This is a genomic window from Thauera sp. SWB20 (assembly GCF_000831325.1).
GTDB lineage: Bacteria > Pseudomonadota > Gammaproteobacteria > Burkholderiales > Rhodocyclaceae > Thauera > Thauera aminoaromatica.
In genome coordinates this window covers 35474-53960 of the sequence record NZ_JTDM01000010.1, presented here as the reverse complement: position 1 = coordinate 53960, position 18487 = coordinate 35474, and the positions used below count along the sequence as shown (strand labels likewise).

The following is an 18487-nucleotide window of genomic DNA, read 5'->3' as shown; positions in this document are numbered from 1 at the left end:
TCCCACCGGGCACGGCGGAAGCACGGCGGCTATCCGTAGGAGCGACGCAAGTCGCGATCGGCCGGCGCGGCGGTTTTCCGTAGGAGCGACGCAAGTCGCGATCGGCCTGCACGGCGGTTTTCCGTGGGAGCGACGCGAGTCGCGATCGGCCGGCACGGCTCGACACGACGTGGCGAAGGGCACATCCCGGCCGTCCCCGAACGAAACCGCCCACACCGCGCGGCTGCACGGTGTGGGCGGGAGGGTGCTGCAGGCGGGAACCGCGTCAGCGCAGGTCGAAACGATCCGCGTTCATGACCTTGGTCCACGCGGCGACGAAGTCGCGCACGAACTTCTCCTGATTGTCGTCCTGGGCATACACCTCGGCGTAGGCGCGCAGGATGGAATTGGAGCCGAACACCAGATCGACGCGGGTCGCAGTCCACTTCTTCGCGCCGCTCTTGCGCTCGACGATGTCGTAGCTGTTGCGCCCGGTGGGCTTCCAGCTGTAGGACATGTCGGTCAGATTGACGAAGAAGTCGTTGGTCAGCGCGCCGACGCGGTCGGTGAACACGCCGTGCCCGCTGCCGCCGTGGTTGGTGCCGAGCACGCGCAGGCCGCCGACCAGCACGGTCATCTCGGGCGCGGTCAGGCCGAGCAGTTGGGCGCGGTCGAGCAGCATTTCCTCGGGCTGGACCACATAGTCCTTCTTCTGCCAGTTGCGGAAGCCGTCATGCACAGGCTCCAGCACCTCGAAGGACTCGACGTCCGTCTGCGCCTGGCTGGCGTCGCCTCGACCCGGGGCGAAGGGCACCTCGACATTGAAGCCGACGGCCTTGATCGCCTGCTCCAGGCCGACGTTGCCGCCGAGCACGATCACGTCCGCGATGCTGGCGCCGGTCTCGGCGGCGATCTTCTCGTAGGCCGCCAGCACCCTGGCCAGCCGCGCCGGTTCGTTGCCTTCCCAGTCCTTTTGCGGGGCGAGGCGGATGCGGGCGCCATTGGCGCCGCCGCGGTAATCCGAGCCGCGGAAGGTGCGTGCGCTGTCCCAGGCGGTGGCGACCATGTCGCCGACCGACAGGCCGGCGGCGGCGATCCTCGCCTTCACCGCGGCGACGTCGTAGGTCTTGTTGCCGGCGGGCACCGGGTCCTGCCAGATCAGGTCTTCGGCAGGCACGTCGGGACCGAGGTAGCGCGCCTTCGGGCCCATGTCGCGGTGGGTGAGCTTGAACCAGGCGCGCGCGAAGACGTCCTCGAAGTAGGCCTGGTCGTTGCGGAAGCGCTCTGCGATCTTGCGGTACGCCGGGTCGAATCGCAGCGCCATGTCGGCGTCGGTCATCATCGGCTTGCGGCGGATCGACGGGTCTTCCACGTCCACCGGCATGTCTTCCTCGGCGATGTTCACCGGCTCCCATTGCCAGGCACCGGCGGGCGACTTCTGCAGCCACCAGTCGTGCTTGAAGAGCATGTCGAAGTAGCCGTTGTCCCACTTGGTCGGATGCGAGGTCCACGCGCCCTCGATGCCGCTGGTCACGGTGTCACGACCGATGCCGCGGGTGGTGTGGTTCATCCAGCCGAAGCCCTGCTCCTCGAGATCCGCAGCTTCGGGCGCGGGGCCGAGGACGGCGGCGCTACCGTTGCCGTGCGCCTTGCCGACGGTGTGGCCGCCGGCGGTGAGCGCCACGGTTTCCTCGTCGTTCATCGCCATGCGGGCGAAGGTCACGCGCATGTCGTGGGCGGTCTTGATCGGGTCGGGCTTGCCGTCGACGCCCTCCGGGTTCACATAGATCAGGCCCATCATCACCGCGGCGAGCGGATTCTCGAGGTCGCGTTGGCCGGAGTAGCGCGAGCCCTCGCTGCCGCTGGGGGCGAGCCATTCCTTCTCGGAGCCCCAGTAGATGTCCTTCTCGGGATGCCAGATGTCTTCGCGACCGAAGGCGAAGCCGAAAGTCTTGAAGCCCATCGACTCGTAGGCCATGTTGCCGGCGAGGATGATGAGGTCGGCCCAGCTGATCTTGTTGCCATACTTCTTCTTGATCGGCCACAGCAGGCGGCGCGCCTTGTCGAGGTTGCCGTTGTCGGGCCAGGAGTTCAGCGGCGCGAAACGCTGGTTGCCGGTGCCGCCGCCGCCACGACCGTCGGCGATGCGGTAGGTGCCGGCGGCGTGCCAGGCCATGCGGATCATCAGGCCGCCGTAGTGGCCCCAGTCGGCCGGCCACCATTCCTGGCTGTCGGTCATCAGCGCCTTGAGGTCGTTCTTGAGCGCGTCGACGTCGAGCTTCTTCAGCTCTTCGCGATAGTCGAAGCCCGGGCCGAGCGGGTTGGTCTTGCGGTCGTGCTGATGGAGGATGTCCAGGTTCAGCGCCTTGGGCCACCACGCCATCACCGCATCCTTGGCGGCGGTATTGCCGCCATGCATCACCGGGCACTTGCCGGCGGTGTTCGTGCTGTTCTCGCTCATCTGATTCTCCCTCTGTGACTGCTACGCAGACTGATTGCGAGGGGCGGTCGCGCCTCGCAGAAAACCGCTTCCGAAGCTCGCTCCACGATCGCGGAACAAGGCCGGAAACGGCCGAAAACCGCTGCTGACAGGCTCAGACTAGCAAAGATCGGGCGCTTTGGAAGCAATGGAGAGAATTGACGGAGGCTATCTTCCGACGTTGCGGTGCACAATAAAATTTATCCGGCTGGCCTGCGGAACGCGTTCCGCTCATGCGGCTCCACATCGTCCAGCAGAGGTGCGAACGCCCTGCCGGTCGCGCGCACGAAACCCAGCCTGGCTACCCAGTTCGAGCAGTTTTCTCCATAGCCGGGTGTAAGAAAACCCGACACTCCGGGGTCGCCAACCTTGTTCGGCCAGGGACTGTCATTTTCCTGCAACCCGCCGCACCGCTTCGCGCCGGAAATGCGAGAATCGCGCCCCCTCTCCCGCGGGCACGACCCGCCGGCAGGCTGGAAAAGACAACGGACACCATCGAGGAAAGCAACATGTCGAAGAAGTTGGCAGGTTTGATCGTTCTTGGGCTCGCGAGCGCGACGCCCGCATTCGCCGCCGGGCAGGCCGAGGCGAAGGGTCTCGTGGAGGACAGCTCGCTGAACGTGCTGCTGCGTAACGCGTTCATCAATCGTGATTACAAGGGCGGCCGCCACGACAGTGGCGAATGGGGCCAGGGTGCGATCGCGAACTTCGAGTCGGGCTTCACACAGGGCACGGTCGGATTCGGTGTGGACGCATTTGCCGCCTATGCGGTTCGCCTCGATGGCTCCCGCGACCGCGCAGGCAACTGGGGGATCGACTTCTTCAAGCAGGACAGCACCGGCATGCCGGAGAAGGATGTGGCAAAGGGTGGCGCCTCCCTCAAGCTGCGCTTCTCGAACACCGTGCTCGCTTACGGCGACCTGCGCCCCAACCTGCCGGTGCTGAGCCACGACAACTCCCGCCTGCTGCCCGAGAGCTATACCGGCACCATGCTGACCTCGACCGAGATCGAAGGCCTGGAATTCAATGCCGGCACCTTCCACGCCCAGTCGCGCAAGAGCGACGAGGGTCGTGACAGCGGTGGCCTGAAGGGCATTGACGTGATCGGCGCGAGCTACAAGTTCAACGACGCCTTCAGCGGCGCGTTCTAAGTCTCGGACGTCGAGGACGTGCTCAAGCGCCAGTACCTCAACCTGAACTATGTGCTGCCGATCGCCAGCAACTCGCTGACCTTCGACTTCAACGGCTACCGCACCAAGCAGGACGCCGACTTCCAGCCCGGCAAGAGCCGCATCTGGAGCCTGGCCTCGACCTACGCGACCGGCCCGCATGCCTTCACGCTGGCCTACCAGCGCAACAATGGCGACATCGACTACAACTACGGCTTCTACCAGAGCGAGGGATGGATCGGTGACGGCGGCGGCTCGATCTGGCTGGCCAACTCCTACTGGTCCGACTTCAACGCTGCGGACGAGCAGTCCTGGCAGGTGGCTTACTCGGTCGACTTCGCCGAGTACGGCATCCCCGGCCTGAGCTACCGCATCGCCTACGTCCGCGGCCACGACATCGACGTCGGCACGACCACGGATGGCAAGGAGCACGAGCTCTTCAACCAGCTGTCGTACAAGGTGCAGAGCGGCGCCGCCAAGGATCTGAACGTCCGCCTGCGCGCATCGACGCTGCGCGTCTCGGATAACGCCCGTGCCTACAACTCCAGCGGCAACGAAGTGCGCGTCTTCCTCGACTACCCCTTCAGCGTGTTCTGACCCACGCCATGCGCAGCGCATCGGTCACGGCCGACACGCTGCACGGTCGTGCAAACGGGAGCCCTGGCTCCCGTTTTTTCTTGATGAATCCCGCGCGGACGCTCCCGGAGGCCCGTTCCACCATGTCTGCCGAAGCCTGCCCACCCGTCCTGTTCATCGACGAGTTCCTCCTCGTCGTCGACAAGCCCGCTGGCCTCCTCTCCGTCCCCGCGGGCGGGCCGGGCCGTGACGACTGCCTGGCGGCGCGCATCCAGGCGCGCTGGGCCGATGCCCGCATCGTGCACCGGCTCGACGCCGCCACCTCCGGTCTGGTGCTGTTCGCGCGCGGCGCGGAGATGCTGCGCCGCATGAGCCTCGCCTTCGAGCAGCGCGTCGTCGGCAAGCAGTACGTGGCCGTGGTGCACGGGCATCTCGCGCGGGACGACGGCGAGATCGACCTGCCGCTCGCGGAGGACGCGGACCACCGCCCCCGCCAGGTCGTCGATCCACTGCGCGGCCGGCGCGCGCTCACCCGCTACCGCGTACTCGATCGCCAGGGACACGACGCCGACGCCATCAGCCGGCTGGAACTCAAGCCGGTCACCGGACGCGCGCATCAGCTGCGCGTACACCTGCTCTCCCTCGGCCACCCCATCCTCGGCGATGCGCTGTACGCTCCGCCCGAGTCCGCCGCCCGCTTCGCCCGCATGCACCTGCACGCCACCCGCATCGCCTTCATGCATCCGCACACCCGCGTACCGATGCTGCTCGACAGCCCGGCGCCCTTCTGAAGCCGCTCCCCCTTGCCACCCGCGGCGTGCTATACATCGTGCCCTCGACCGGCAGAAGCGCATGACGATCCGCTCCCCGCTGCAACGCGTCGCAGACCTGCTGCGCACCGAGTGGCACCACCTCACCGCGTTCACCCCCAGCACCCGGCGCTGGCAACTGGCCTTCGCCGCCGCGCTGGCCTCCGGCCTGCCGCTGATGGTGGGGGCATGGTTCGGCCATCTCGAATACGGACTGATCTCGTCGATCGGCGGGCTCGCGCTCCTCTACCTCCCCAACACGCCGATGTCGCACCGCATGGTGTGGCTGATGGCCTGCGCCTTCGGCATGGCGGCGAGCTATGCGCTCGGGCTGATGACGCATTTCCTGCCGCTGGCCAAGGTAGGCGTGCTGGCGTTGATCGCGATGCTGGTGACCATGGTGTGCCGCTTCTATCGCGTCGGCCCCCCGGGCAGCCTGTTCTTCGTCATGGCCGCGGCGATCGGCGCCTACACGCCCGGGACGGTGGAGGAGATCCCGCTGCGCGTGGGCTTGCTGACGATGGGCGCGCTGCTCGCGAGCCTGATCGCCTTCGTCTACAGCCTCCAGGTCCTGCGCCTGCAGCCGGCCGATGCGGTGCCGCCGCTGCAGCCGCCGACCTTCGACTTCGTCGTCTTCGATTCGGTGGTGATCGGCGCCTTCGTCGGCCTGTCGCTGGCGATCGCACAGGCGCTCCAGCTCGACCGCCCCTACTGGGTGCCGGTGAGCTGCCTGGCGGTGATCCAGGGCGTCTCGCTGCGCGCGGTGTGGAACCGCCAGCTCCAGCGCGTGCTCGGCACAGCCATCGGCATGCTCTTCGCCTGGTGGCTGCTGAGCCTGCCGCTCGACGCGTGGCGGATCGCGCTGCTGGTGATCCTGCTCGTCTTCGTGATCGAGAGCCTGGTGGTGCGCCACTACGGGCTCGCGGTGATCTTCATCACTCCGCTCACGATCCTGCTCGCCGAGGCCGCCACCCTGGGCCACGCGCCGCTCGCCGAGCTGATCGCGTCGCGCTTCACCGACACCCTGCTCGGCTGCGTCGTCGGCCTGGTGGGCGGCATCTGCCTGCACAGCGCACGCTTCCGCACGCTCGTCGGCAACCCGATGCGCCGGCTGATCCCACGCCAGCCGCCATCCTGACCGGCTTCAGTTCGTAACCGCACCGCCAGCACCGATGAAAATCAACCAGTTGCGCTATTTCCTCGCCGTGGCCGACAAGGGCAGCGTGCGCGCGGCCGCAACGGCACTCGGGGTCTCGGCTGCCGCCGTCAGCCAGGCCCTGCGCGAACTCGAGACGGCGATGGGGACGCCGCTGTTCACGCGCGAGTCGCACGGCGCGGTGCTGAGCTACGCCGGACGACAGTTCCTCATCCACGCCCGCCTGATCCTCGGCCAGGTCAGCCGCGCCGAAGCCGAGATCGCGCAGATCCGCGGCGCAACCGGTGGCTCGCTGACGATCGGGGTCACGCCCTGGGTCGCGCAGTCCATCCTTCCCCACGCCCTGGCCCGCTTCCACGCCCTGCGCCCGGATGTGCATCTGGACGTCACCGAGGCGGTGGGCACGGTCCATCCGCTGCTGCGCGACGGCACCCTCGACCTGGTGATCGCGATTCCGCCACCACGCCAGGAGGCGTCGATCTTCTACACGCGCGAGCTGTTCCGCTGCGATCTGGCCGTCGTCGGCCGCCTCGGCCATCCCTTGGCCAGCGCCACTTCGCTCGAGGAGCTCGTCGACCAGGACTGGGTGCTGACGATGCTCGGCGCCGGCCAGGACGAGCCGCTGGTCAACCTGCTCGCCCCTCACGGCATCGCGCCGCCGCCGCACCGTGTGCATTACGCGCGCTCGGCGCTGGTTGCCATCAGCATGCTCGAGGTCGGCAACATGCTCACCATCTGCCCCTGGCCGCTGCTCGAGACCCCGCTGCTGCGCGGGCGCGTGCAGGCCCTGCCGATCCGCAACCCGCTGCCCGAAATGCACACCGCCATCATCGTCCGCCGCAACGATACGCTGAGCGCGGCGGGGCAGTTGTTCATCGACTGCTTCGAGGACGCCACCCGGACCTGCGTGGCCACCGACGATCCCGCGCTCAAGCGCATCATGAACTCGGTCGAACGGACGCCGGAGGGCTGATCTGCATCAACCTCGGCAAAAAAATGCCCGCAAGCTGCGGGCATGAACCACATTGAAGTGGAGGAGGGAGACCAGAAAGGATTTGCAGGCGGTCGCGTGGCACCACGCCACGCCCTTGCAGGCTCAGGCGGCGCAGCGTTGCGCGACCGCGCCCGGCGGCCACCGCCGGGTCACGCTGGGCGCCGGGCGCGCGGCGCGTGCCGACAGGACGGTAGCGCGGGCATGGGCGAGGGCGACGAAGCGATCGACCGCAACGCGATCGAAGGTCGCGCCGCTGCGCACGCCGACGTACGCGGCCGCATCGACCAAGGCGCGTCGCCAGGCATCGAGGGCATCACCTTCACTGATGCCGGCCTTGCGGGCAACCCAGGGCAGAATTTTGGGGGCTTGCATGGTGAGAACTCCCGTGAATTTCGTCGAAGGCCGCGCGCCGGTGAGCCTGGTTGCACGCCTCTTGCAGTGCACAAATCTTATGGGACGATGGACCGTCCGAATAGACAGGCATTTCCGTGGGCGTAAGGTTTTTGTTTACGCGTGACGACGCCCGCTGGTCGCACTGCCCGCGGGGCAGGACAGGCGCCAGCCCGGGCCGGCGCGCTTCGGGCATACTGGCGCGCCCCGCGCAGGAACCCGCCATGTCCTCCACCCTCACCGACCTGCTCTCGACCGCGCTCGCCGCCCGCGCACCGCTGATCGCACAGCTGGCTGCCGAAGACACCGACGCCTGGCGCCTCTTCCACGGCACCGTCGAGGGCGCGCCCGGCATCACGGTCGACCGCTACGGCAGCGTGCTGCTGGCGCAGACCTTCCATCGCCCGCTCAGCGCCGAGCAGCTGGCCGAGCTCGAGGCCTTCTACGCCGCCGCCCTGCCCGGCCTGGCGCTGGTGTGGAACGACCGCAGCGGCAAGAACTCGCGCGTCGCCAATCCCCTTCCGCCCGAACAACAGGCCCTCGCCGAGCAGCCTTCGGAGTTTTCCGAGCTCGGCGTGCGCTACCGCTTCCAGGCCCGCCATGGCGGGCAGGACCCCTGGCTGTTCCTCGACCTGCGCGCCGCGCGCCGCCGCGTCATGCAGGAGGCCGCGGGCAAGTCCCTGCTCAACGTGTTCGCGTACACCTGCGGTGTCGGCATCGCCGCAGCCAGGGCCGGCGCGCGCCACGTGGTGAATGTGGACTTCGCCGAGTCCGCCCTCGCGGTCGGCAAGGACAACGCACGCCTCAACGAGCTGCCGATCCGGGTGCGCTTCATCAAGTCCGACGCCTTCGCCGCGCTGCGCCAGTACGCCGGCATCGGTCAGCCGAAGATGGTGCGCGGCAAGCACCTGCCGCCCTTCCCCGAGCTCGCGCCGCACCGCTTCGACCTCGTCTTCCTCGATCCCCCGCGCTACGCCAAGAGCCCCTTCGGCGTGGTCGACCTGGTGCACGACTACGCCGCGCTGTTCAAGCCCGCGCTGCTCGCCACGGAAGAGGGCGGCACCCTGATCTGCTGCAATAACGTCGCCCGCGTGGATCGCGAGGACTGGCTCGAGCAGCTCGAGCGCAGCGCCCGCAAGGCGGGCCGTGCGGTGCGTGAGGCCGAATGGATCAGCCCCGAGGCGGACTTTCCCAGCCGCGACGACAACCCGCCGCTGAAGGTGGTGCTGCTGCGCGTTTGAGCAAGGCGCCGGCACGCCGCCACCGCCCATCCACCGGACACGCCCCAGGAGAGGTCATGGCAGGATTCGAGAACTATCAGGAAGCCACCCGCAAGATCGAGGACGAGATCGAGCACATGGGCGTCGCGCTCGGCATCGACTGGTCCGACGAGGCCCAGGTGAGGGCGCTCGCGCGCGAGGCGCTGGACCACTCCCAGGACAGGATCCGCGAGGCCGCGGCCAGCCCGGACGACCACGAGCTGGGGGCGAAGGTGACGCTCTTCGGCCTCGCCAGCCTGATGCTGCGCACGATGGAAGAGAGCGCCGGCGTCGGCATCGAGAGCCATGGCGGACCGGTCTGGAAGGCCTTCGGCCGCGCGCTGTGGCTCGAGGCCGAGCAGCGCCGCCAGCCCGAAGCCTGAGCCTTGCGGATCCCGATCGCGCCGCATGCGGTCTCGGCGCGGGAGGTGCGCGGAAAGAAGTCATTGGGCCGATAAACAACGCGCATGAAAATCCGCTGCGGATTTGACGGAAAATATGGTTTTGGCCGGTCCGCAGCCCCGCTGCCCCGCCGGCCCCGGATTTCTCCTTCAGGAAGCGACCATGCTGCAGAAATTCCCCGCCTTCGCCGGCGTCCAGGGCCCTGTCGTCGTCATCGTGATGGACGGCTACGGCATTCCCAAGCACGAGGTCGGCAGCGCCATCGACGCCGCGCGCAAGCCCACGCTCGACCGCCTGTTCGCCCAGTACCCCAACATCGTGCTGCGCGCCCACGGCACCGCGGTGGGCATGCCGTCGGACGACGACATGGGCAACTCCGAGGTCGGCCACAACGCCATCGGCGCCGGCCAGGTGTATGCGCAGGGCGCGGCACTGGTCGCCAACGCGATCGCCGAAGGCGCGATCTGGCAGGGCGAGGCCTGGCAGCAGATCGTCGCCGGCGCCAAGACGGGAGCCAACGGAAAGGCAGGGGTGCTCCACTTCATCGGCCTGTTCTCCGACGGCAACGTGCACAGCCACATCGACCATCTCAAGGCGATGGTGCTGCGCGCGAAGGAGGAGGGCGTGCCCACGGTACGCATCCACGCCCTGCTCGACGGCCGCGACGTGCCCGAGACCAGCGCGCTCGACTACGTCGTGCCCTTCGAGGCCTTCCTGAAGGACATCAGCACTGCCGGCTTCGACGCCCGCATCGCCTCCGGCGGCGGCCGCCAGACCATCACCATGGACCGCTACGACGCCAACTGGCCGATGGTGGCACGCGGCTGGCGCACCCACGTGCTGGGCGAAGGCCCGCAGTTCGCCAGCGCCACCGACGCGGTGCACGGCCTGCGCGAGAAGCACCCCGGCACCATCGACCAGGACCTGCCCGAGTTCATCGTTGCCGAGGATGGCAGGCCGATCGGCACCATCGAGGACGGCGATGCGGTCGTGTTCTACAACTTCCGTGGCGACCGCGCGATCGAGATCACGCGCGCCTTCGTCGAAGAGCACTTCACCGCATTCGACCGCGTGCGCCATCCGCGCACGACCTACGCCGGCATGCTGCAGTACGACGGCGACCTGCAACTGCCCAAGCGTTTCCTGGTTGCCCCGCCGGCGATCAAGGACACCTCCAGCGAGTGGTTCAGCAAGTCCGGCCTCGCCCAGTTCGCCTGCTCCGAGACGCAGAAGTTCGGCCACGTCACCTACTTCTGGAACGGCAACCGCTCGAACAAGTTCGACGGCGAAACCTGGCAGGAAGTCCCCAGCGACGTCGTGCCCTTCGAGCAGCGCCCGTGGATGAAGGCAGCCGAGATCACCGACGCGATGATCGCCGCGCTGCAGTCCGGCCGGTTCAAGGTGCTGCGCTGCAACTACGCCAACGGGGACATGGTCGGCCACACCGGCAACTTCCGCGCCGCGACCATGGCGATCGAGGCGGTGGACCTGGCGCTCGCGCGCCTGCTGCCGGCGATCGACGCCGCCGGCGGGGTGGCACTGATCACCGCCGACCACGGCAATGCCGACGAGATGTTCGAGCTCGACAAGAAGACCAGGCAGCCGGCGCAGAACAAGGACGGCAGCTACAAGGCCAAGACCGCGCACACGCTCAACCCGGTGCCGCTGATCCTCTACGACAACGTCAGCGGCGGCAAACTCGGCCTGAAGCCGCTCGAGACCGCCGGCCTGTCGAACATCGCCGCCACGGTGGCCAACCTGCTCGGCCTGCACAAGCACGACAAGTGGGACGACAGCCTGCTGGAGGTGAAGTGATGGCTACGGCCACCGGGCGCCGCCCCTTCCCCGGCTTCGTGGTCGGAGTCTTTCCTTTGGAGCCGGTTCGATGCGAAGCATGAAGAAGCCCGTGCGTGCGGCCTCTGGCGCACTCCTCTTCGTCGCCGCCCTCGCGACGGGCGCATGCGGCCTGCTCCCGCAGAAAACCGAGGTCGCCCCGGGCGTGACCCAGCAGACCGGCCAGTTCGAGTTCGCCCTCCCCAGCGGCGAATACCGCTGCGAGCGCGGCGAACGCCTGCAGATCCGCCGCGAGCTCGCCAACGCGGTGAACAACCGTATCCAGCTCGGCTGGAACGGCAGCCAGTACCAGCTCGAGCGCGACCTGTCGTATTCCGGCCTGCCACGCTTCGAGGACGGCGCCAGCGGCCTGGTCTGGATCGACCTGCCGTGGAAGGGCCTGCTGCTCGACGGCCGCACGCACAAGCCGCTGGCCAACGAGTGCCGGGCGGCCTGATGGCACGGTGACGACAGCCGGAGTCCGAGCCTACCCGCCACAATCGCGACTTGCGTCGCTCCTACAAACGCTCGAGAGACCGTGCTGGTCCGTGTAGGAGCGACGCAAGTCGCGATCCGGACGATGCGGTGGCGACGGGCGTCGTCGAATCGCGACTGCCGTAATCGCGACTTACGTCGCGCCTACGAAAGCTCGAGAGACCGCGCTGGTCCGTGTAGGAGCGACGCAAGTCGCGATCCGGACGATGTGGTGGCGACGGGCGTCGTCGAATCGCGACCGCCGTAATCGCGACTTGCGTCGCTCCCGCAGACAGCCCGCGACAAGCCATCCGCAGGCGATCGAACCCATGTCAACGCGAGGCCTTGGGCAGGGATCCCGCGCTCAACCCTCGACCACCACGCCCAACGCGGCGGCGTTCGCCAGCGCCAGCCCGTCGGCGACCGCCCGCGCCGCCTCGATCTCCGCCTGCGCACGCGCCTGCGCGTCGGCGACGCCGAAGCGCGCCGCGTCCTCCGCCTCGCTGCGCAGCGCATGCGCGCTGCCCACATGCAGGCCGAAGCGCGCCAGCGCCGAACGCGCGGCCGGATCGGCGCCGTGCACGATCGCCATGCACTCCGCGCCCGCCTCGAAGAGCTTTGCGCGCCGCCGGCGCGCGATGTCCAGCCAGGCCTCCGGCGTACGGGACGCCGGCGCGGCGAGCAACTCGCGGTACGCCACCTCACCCTCGGCGATCACGTTGGTCGCATCGGACAGCACCCGCATCACCTCCATGTCGCCGAGGTCCACGATCATGCGGAAGGCGCTGGTGTAGAGCAGGTCGCCGAGCAGGATGTTGCCGGCGTTGCCGAACAGCGCTCCCTCGCGCTCGCCGTCGGCCGCGCCGCCGCTCGCCTCGGTGACGTCGTCGTGCAGCGCGAGCGAGATGTGGATCAGCTCCACCGCCGCCGCCAGCGCGTGCGGGCGCTCGCCGCCGTGACCGAGGGCGCGCGCGCTCGCCAGAACCAGCGCCGGCCGCCGGCGCTCGGCACCGTGCAGGATGAACTCGACGACCTGGCGGATCAGCGCCACGTCGTTGTTCATGTGCGCGCGGATGATCGCGTCGACCCGCTCCATGTCGTGCTGGAGCCAGGCGGGGGAGGGGGCGGAGTGCTGGAACATGTTCGGGGTGCCGTGCGGTGGCCGCAAACGGCGGCCGGTCGAGGTTCGCCCGCGAGTCTATAGGCGCGCCGCCACGCTGACCAGCCGCAGGCGCCCGCGCGGGCTACAAGCCGGTACAAGGCGGACACATGCTGTGGCGCACAATTTCCCGCATGGGATCCGCTGCCTCATGGCGGCCGCATTCCGCTCGAAGGGAGCCATCATGAAGAACATCAAACTCGCACTCCTCCTCGTCCTCGCCACGCTCAGCCTGCTGTGGTGGTGGGCCGATCCGCTGCTCGTCCAGGGCGACACCTACTTCGCGCTGCGCACGCTCGCGGTCAACTACACCGGCGTGCTCGCCATGGGCGCGATGAGCATCGCGATGATCCTCGCCCTGCGCCCGGCCGCGCTCGAGCCGCTGCTCGGCGGCATGGACAAGGCCTACCGGCTGCACAAGTGGCTGGGCATCGCCGGCCTGTCGGTCGGCGTGGTGCACTGGCTGTGGGCCAAGGGTACCAAGTGGGCGGTCGGCTGGGGCTGGCTGCAGAAACCCGCGCGCGGCCCGCGCCCCGAGCAGACCGTCGAGCTCTTCCGCTTCTTCCAGGAGCAGCGCGGCCTCGCCGAGACCATCGGCGAGTGGGCCTTCTACCTCTTCGCCGTGCTCGCCGCGATCGCGCTGATCAAGCGCTTCCCCTACCGCCGCTTCGTACAGACCCACCGCGTGATGGCGGCGGTGTACCTCGCACTGGTCGTGCATGGCGTGGTGCTGCTGCCCTTCGCCTACTGGACGCAGCCGCTCGGCATGGTCATGGGCATGCTGATGGCCGCCGGCAGCTGGGCCGCGCTGCGGTCGCTCGCCGGCCGCATCGGCCGCGGACGCCGTGCACACGGCCGCATCGAGCGCGTGGTGCGGCACCCCGCCAACCAGGTGCTCGAGGTCGGCCTGCGCCTCGACACGCCTTGGCCGGGACACCAGGCCGGACAGTTCGCCTTCGTCACCTTCGACGAGCGCGAGGGTCCGCACCCCTTCACGATCTCCTCCGCCTGGGGCGGCGACGGCCGCATGGATTTCATGATCAAGCCGCTCGGCGACTACACCCGCAGCCTGCCGGCGACGCTGAAGCTGGGTGACCCGGTGCGCGTCGAAGGCCCCTACGGCCGCTTCGACTTCGGCGGCGCCCAAGCTCGGCAGATCTGGGTCGCCGGCGGCATCGGCATCACCCCCTTCGTCGCCCGCATGCAGGCGCGTGCGCAGGAAGACAGGCCGGGTGGGCGCGCGGCGGCGATCGACCTCTTCTACAGCACCAGCGCCCCCGACGAAGGCTTCATCGCCCGCCTGCGCGAACTCGCCGCGCGGGCGCGGGTGCAGCTGCACGTGCTGGTCTCGCCACGTGACGGCCGCCTCGACGCCGACGGCATCTGTCGCAGCGTGCCCGACTGGAAGCAGGCCGGCGTGTGGTTCTGCGGCCCGGCCGGCTTCGGCGCGATGCTGCGCGACACCCTCGCCGCCCGCGGCCTGCCCGCCGAGCGCTTCCACCAGGAGCTGTTCGAGATGCGCTGAGGCGGATGATCCGGAGTCCCGGGCGACTTCCAAGGGTTTGGCACAGGAGCGACACAAGTCGCGATTTGAGCGCTCACGCGACGCGACACGTCGTCTCCTGCGAATGGCGCGGCAATCGCGACCTGCCTCGCCCCTGCCAAAGGCTCGAAACCCCGACCGCGGCACGCACCCTGGCTGCACCGCCCGCGAGCCGGCACAATTCCACAGATGAACGACGCCCTCGCCATCCCCGCCGCCTTCGCCGAGCGCCGGCTGTTCGAGCCGATCGCACCGTGGCTGGCCCGCTTCACCACACCCAGGCTGCCCTCGCGCGCCGCGCTCGACGCCCTGCTCGCCGAGGCCGCGCCCGCGGCGCGCAGCGGTGGCGGCGCGCCGATCCGCTTCGCCGCGCCGGGCGACGACGAGGCCGGCTACGAGGCGCGCATCTTCGCCACCGGCGAGGTCCCCACCCGCGAGGCCGACTGGCACGACTTCTTCAACGCGCTCGCCTGGTGCGCCTGGCCGCGCACCAAGGCCTGCTGCAACCGCCTCCACCTCGACGAGCTGCGCGCACGCGATGCCGCCGGCCTCGCCGGGCGCGGGCCGCGGCGCGACGCGCTGACCCAGTTCGACGAGTGCGGCATCGTCGTGGTGTCCGCCGACCCGCAGGTCCTCGCCCTGCTCGCCGCGCACGCGTGGGAAGAGGTGTTCTGGAACCGGCGCGAGGCCCTGCAGCACAGCACCCGCTTCCTCGTCTTCGGCCACGGCAGCTGGGACCAGCTGCGCGCGCCCTTCCCCGGCCTGTGCGCCAAGGCCATCCACCGCGTGGTCGATCCGGCCTGGCTCGCACTGCCCGCGGCCGCGGCGCGCGCCGAGACCGATGCCTGGCTCGCTGCCCGGCTCGCCGCCACGATCGGCGACTTCAGCCCGCGCAGCCTCGCCCCGCTGCCACTGCTGGGCATCCCCGGCGTGACGCCGGCCAGCGAGTCCGCCGGCTACTACCGCGACACCCGCCAGTTCCGCCCGCAGCGCATGCCTGCGGGCACCGCCGCCGGCGCTTGAACTTCCGCCTGGCGGCGCCCACGCACCGCAGCTATAATCCCTTTGTCATTTTCCGGCCTCGCATGCCGACGTGCTCGAGGCGAGCATCGAGGGCACAGGCTGCCGCCCCGCGAGGGGCTTGCCCGCAAGCCTTGTCCGCGTTGGCGCGGCACGGGCGAAGAGGCGCCCACACCCGCGATCGGACTGGAGGGTTCGCCCGTGAGACCGCCCACCCGCATTCCCGCACCGGCCCTGCGCAGGCCGGGCAGGTGCATCCGCAGCCTGATCCTGGCCCTCGCCCTGCTGCCGGCCGGCGCGGTCGCACAGACCGCGGAGCCCGCAGACGCGCCCGCAGCCATGCTCGCCCTGCGCTACGACCCCGCGATCGACCCCGCGGGCTGGTGGGTGAGCGAGAAGCTCGACGGCGTGCGCGCGTCGTGGGACGGCAGCGTGCTGCGTTTCCGCAGCGGGCGCGCGTTGCCGGCGCCGGCCTGGTTCCTCGCCGCGCTGCCGCCGGTCGCCCTCGACGGCGAGCTCTGGCTCGGCCGCCGCCGCTTCGACGAGCTCTCCGGCCTGCTGCGCCGCGAGGATCCCGCAGACCCGCTGTGGCGCGAGGTGCGCTACATGCTCTTCGAATTGCCCGGCGCCGCCGGCGACTTCGACACCCGGCTGGCGCGTCTGCGCAGCCTGGCCGAGGCCGCCGATGCGCCCTGGGTGCAGGCGATCCCGCAGCAGCGCGTACCCGACCGTGCCGCCTTGCAGCGCCTGCTCGGCGAGGTCCTCGCAAGTGGCGGCGAAGGCCTCATGCTGCATCGCGCCGACGCCCTCTGGCAGCCCGGCCGCAGCGAGGCCCTGCGCAAGCTCACCCCCTGGCTCGACGCCGAGGCGCGCGTGGTGGGCTACCTGCCGGGCAAAGGCAGGCTGCAGGGCAGGGTGGGTGCGCTGCAGGTCGAGCGCGCGGACGGGCGGCGCTTCCGCATCGGCAGCGGCCTCAGCGACGCGCTGCGCGCCAACCCGCCCGCGCTCGGCGCCCTCGTCACCTACCGCTACCGCGAGCTCACCCCCGCCGGCCTGCCGCGCTTTCCGCGCTACCTGCGCGAACGCACGCTGCCGTGAAGCGCCGGCGCCATCCGGGAGCGTCAGCGCGTGCGTGCCCGCCGCAGGGCGCAACGGATCCGCGCCTGCGCCACAGGGCCGCCCGATCGCGACTTGCGTCGCTCCCACAAGGCTCGCCGAAGCGCGGCGGTTTTCCGTGGGAGCGACGCGAGTCGCGATTGCAGCGCACCGGGTCCGCGCCTGCGCTGCGGGAGGCTCCGGTCAGCCCTCCAGCTGCAGCGCCGCCAACCGCGCATACAGCCCGCCCTGGCGGCGCAGGTCGGCCGGGGTGCCGGTCTCGACGATGCGCCCCGCGTCCATCACCACGATGCGATCCACCTTCTGCACCGTCGCAAGGCGGTGGGCGATGATCAGCGTGGTGCGGCCCTGCATCGCGGCGGCCAGGCCTTGCTGCACCAGGACCTCGGCTTCGGCGTCGAGCGCGCTGGTGGCCTCGTCGAGCAGCAGGATGGGCGCGCCCTTGAGGATCGCGCGTGCGATCGCGATACGCTGGCGCTGGCCGCCCGAGAGCCGCGTGCCGCGCTCGCCGAGGAAGGTTGCGTAGCCCTCGGGCAGGCGGGCGATGAACTCGTCGGCGGCCGCGGCACGCGCGGCGGCGATCACCTCGGCGTCGCCTGCGTCGGGGCGACCGTAGCGGATGTTGTCGAGCGCGCTCGCGGAGAAGATCACCGGGTCCTGGGGCACGAGGGCGATACGCGCACGCAGGCTTCGCAGCGGCAGCGCGCGGATGTCCTGGCCGTCGATGCGGATGCAGCCCTCGCCGGCCTCGTAGAAGCGCAGCAGGAGCTGGAACAGGCTGGTCTTGCCGGCGCCCGAGGGGCCGACCAGCGCGAGCCTTTCGCCCACCGCGATGCGCAGGTCGATGCCGTCGAGCGCTGGCACGGCGGGGCGGGCAGGGTAGCGGAAGACGACGTCGGCGAGCTCGATCGCGGGGTGGGTGGCAGGGGCCTTGGTGGGGGAATCGGGTGCGGGGTTCGCGGCGGGCGCCGCGCCCGCAGGGCGCGTGCTGCGCGGGTTCTCATGCAGGCGCGGCGCCCGTCGCGAACCGCCACCTCCGGCCGCCTCCGCTACGCCCTCCGCCGCCTCTGCATCCCGGATCACCGGCTCTGCCTGCAGCAGCTCCAGCAGCCGCCCGCTCGCCCCCGCGGCGCGCATCACGTCGCCCCACACCTCGGCAAGCGTGCCGGCGCCGCCCGCGACCAGCGCGGCGTAGATCACGAAGGCGCCGAGATCGCCCACCGACAGCGCGCCGGCCTGCACCTGGCGCGCGCCGATCCACAGCACGAAGATGATCGTGCCCATCACCGCGGCGATGATCAGCCCGGTGAGCGCCGCGCGCACCCGGGTGCGCCGCACCGCGGCGGCGAAGCTGGTCTCGGCGCGGGCGGCGAAACGCGCGGCCTCGTTGTCCTCCTGCCCGAAGGCCTGCACCGTGGGCATGGCCGCGAGGATCTCGCCGGCGAGCGCCGAGGCGTCGGCGATGCGGTCCTGCGCCTCGCGCGAGAGGCTGCGCACGCGCCGGCCGATCAGCGTGATGGGCAGCGCGAGCAGGGCCATGAGCCCGAAGATGAGCCCGAAGAGCTGCACGCTGGTCACCGCCAGCATCAACATGCCGCCGACGAACTGGAAGAGGCTGCGCAGCCCCAGCGAGATCGAGCTGCCCACCACCGTCTGCACCAGCGTCGTGTCGCCGGTGAGCCGCGACAGCACCTCGCCGGTCTGCAGGGTCTCGAAGTACTGCGGCGACTGGCGCAGCACGCGCGCATACACCGCGCTGCGCAGGTCGGCGGTGACGCGCTCGCCGATCCACGACACCGTGTAGTAGCGCGCGGCCACCGCCGCCGCCCAGAACACTGCGAGGCCGAACAGCGCGACGAAACGTCCGTCCAGCCCCTGCGCGCCAAACAGCCCGCCGCCGTCCGCCGCCCCGCCCGTCGCGGCACCGCCGACGGACACGCCGCCGAAGCCCGCGTCGATCAGGTCGCGAAAGGCCAGCGGCACCACCAGGATGGCCGCCGAGCCCAGGCACAAGAACACGAAGGCGAGCACCACCCGTGCGCGGTAGGGGCGCAGGAAGGGGAGCAGGCCACGCAGGGCGGAGAGCGGGGCGGGGGAGGCGGTGTCGCTGGGCATGGCGGCATTATTGC

14 protein-coding genes and 1 pseudogene are annotated in these 18487 nt (G+C 70.0%); 11 read left to right on the top strand and 4 right to left on the bottom strand.

The window, feature by feature from the left end; genetic code table 11:
• Window positions 1-265 precede the first annotated feature (265 nt).
• Entirely contained in the window at window positions 266-2440 is a 2175-nt protein-coding gene (gene katG / locus PO78_RS01700; RefSeq protein WP_012584218.1) for a catalase/peroxidase HPI, read from the bottom strand.
• A gap of 251 nt (window positions 2441-2691) precedes the next feature.
• On the opposite strand from katG, the pseudogene PO78_RS01695 reads away from it, so the two are divergent.
• The 4 genes and pseudogenes from PO78_RS01695 (at window position 2692) to PO78_RS01680 (ending at window position 7141) form a co-directional block, all read left to right on the top strand.
• Window positions 2692-4224 (top strand): annotated as a pseudogene (locus tag PO78_RS01695) (OprD family porin).
• Between the two features lie 122 nt (window positions 4225-4346).
• The gene (locus PO78_RS01690; protein ID WP_043741697.1) at window positions 4347-4994 is read left to right on the top strand and encodes an RluA family pseudouridine synthase; all 648 of its coding nucleotides are present in this window, start codon (window positions 4347-4349) and stop codon (window positions 4992-4994) included.
• Window positions 4995-5055: 61 nt separating this feature from the next.
• Window positions 5056-6150 (top strand): FUSC family protein, encoded by a 1095-nt coding sequence (locus PO78_RS01685; protein WP_043741695.1) that lies wholly within the window; start codon window positions 5056-5058, stop codon window positions 6148-6150.
• A gap of 34 nt (window positions 6151-6184) precedes the next feature.
• Complete coding sequence (locus tag PO78_RS01680) at window positions 6185-7141, top strand: LysR family transcriptional regulator (protein WP_043741694.1); 957 nt, start codon at window positions 6185-6187, stop codon at window positions 7139-7141.
• 123 nt (window positions 7142-7264) lie between these two features.
• Here the strand turns inward: PO78_RS01680 and PO78_RS01675 are convergent, their stop codons facing one another.
• The gene (locus PO78_RS01675) at window positions 7265-7534 is read right to left on the bottom strand and encodes a hypothetical protein (protein ID WP_043741692.1); all 270 of its coding nucleotides are present in this window, start codon (window positions 7532-7534) and stop codon (window positions 7265-7267) included.
• A 242-nt stretch (window positions 7535-7776) separates the two neighbouring features.
• Here PO78_RS01675 and PO78_RS01670 point away from each other — a divergent pair, with 242 nt between their 5' ends.
• The 4 genes from PO78_RS01670 (at window position 7777) to PO78_RS01655 (ending at window position 11503) form a co-directional block, all read left to right on the top strand.
• A complete protein-coding gene (locus tag PO78_RS01670; RefSeq protein ID WP_043741691.1) occupies window positions 7777-8793 on the top strand; it encodes a class I SAM-dependent rRNA methyltransferase in 1017 nt (338 codons plus the stop codon).
• 56 nt (window positions 8794-8849) lie between these two features.
• A complete protein-coding gene (locus tag PO78_RS01665) occupies window positions 8850-9194 on the top strand; it encodes a hypothetical protein (RefSeq protein WP_004312780.1) in 345 nt (114 codons plus the stop codon).
• Window positions 9195-9375: 181 nt separating this feature from the next.
• Window positions 9376-11028 (top strand): 2,3-bisphosphoglycerate-independent phosphoglycerate mutase, encoded by a 1653-nt coding sequence (gene gpmI / locus PO78_RS01660; RefSeq protein WP_043741690.1) that lies wholly within the window; start codon window positions 9376-9378, stop codon window positions 11026-11028.
• Between the two features lie 79 nt (window positions 11029-11107).
• The gene (locus tag PO78_RS01655) at window positions 11108-11503 is read left to right on the top strand and encodes a hypothetical protein (RefSeq protein WP_004312784.1); all 396 of its coding nucleotides are present in this window, start codon (window positions 11108-11110) and stop codon (window positions 11501-11503) included.
• 381 nt (window positions 11504-11884) lie between these two features.
• Here the strand turns inward: PO78_RS01655 and PO78_RS01650 are convergent, their stop codons facing one another.
• Window positions 11885-12661 carry a polyprenyl synthetase family protein gene (locus tag PO78_RS01650; protein WP_004312786.1) on the bottom strand — a complete coding sequence of 259 codons (777 nt, stop codon included), beginning with the start codon at window positions 12659-12661 and terminating at the stop codon, window positions 11885-11887.
• 202 nt (window positions 12662-12863) lie between these two features.
• Here PO78_RS01650 and PO78_RS01645 point away from each other — a divergent pair, with 202 nt between their 5' ends.
• From PO78_RS01645 to PO78_RS01635, 3 genes are all read left to right on the top strand, one after another.
• Window positions 12864-14204 carry a ferredoxin reductase family protein gene (locus tag PO78_RS01645; protein WP_012584226.1) on the top strand — a complete coding sequence of 447 codons (1341 nt, stop codon included), beginning with the start codon at window positions 12864-12866 and terminating at the stop codon, window positions 14202-14204.
• A gap of 207 nt (window positions 14205-14411) precedes the next feature.
• Window positions 14412-15245 (top strand): DUF3025 domain-containing protein, encoded by an 834-nt coding sequence (locus tag PO78_RS01640; RefSeq protein ID WP_043741688.1) that lies wholly within the window; start codon window positions 14412-14414, stop codon window positions 15243-15245.
• A 198-nt stretch (window positions 15246-15443) separates the two neighbouring features.
• Window positions 15444-16340, top strand: coding sequence for a DNA ligase (locus tag PO78_RS01635; protein ID WP_012584228.1), 897 nt, complete (start codon window positions 15444-15446; stop codon window positions 16338-16340).
• 201 nt (window positions 16341-16541) lie between these two features.
• Here the strand turns inward: PO78_RS01635 and PO78_RS01630 are convergent, their stop codons facing one another.
• The gene (locus PO78_RS01630; RefSeq protein WP_043741686.1) at window positions 16542-18473 is read right to left on the bottom strand and encodes an ABC transporter transmembrane domain-containing protein; all 1932 of its coding nucleotides are present in this window, start codon (window positions 18471-18473) and stop codon (window positions 16542-16544) included.
• Window positions 18474-18487: the final 14 nt, after the last annotated feature.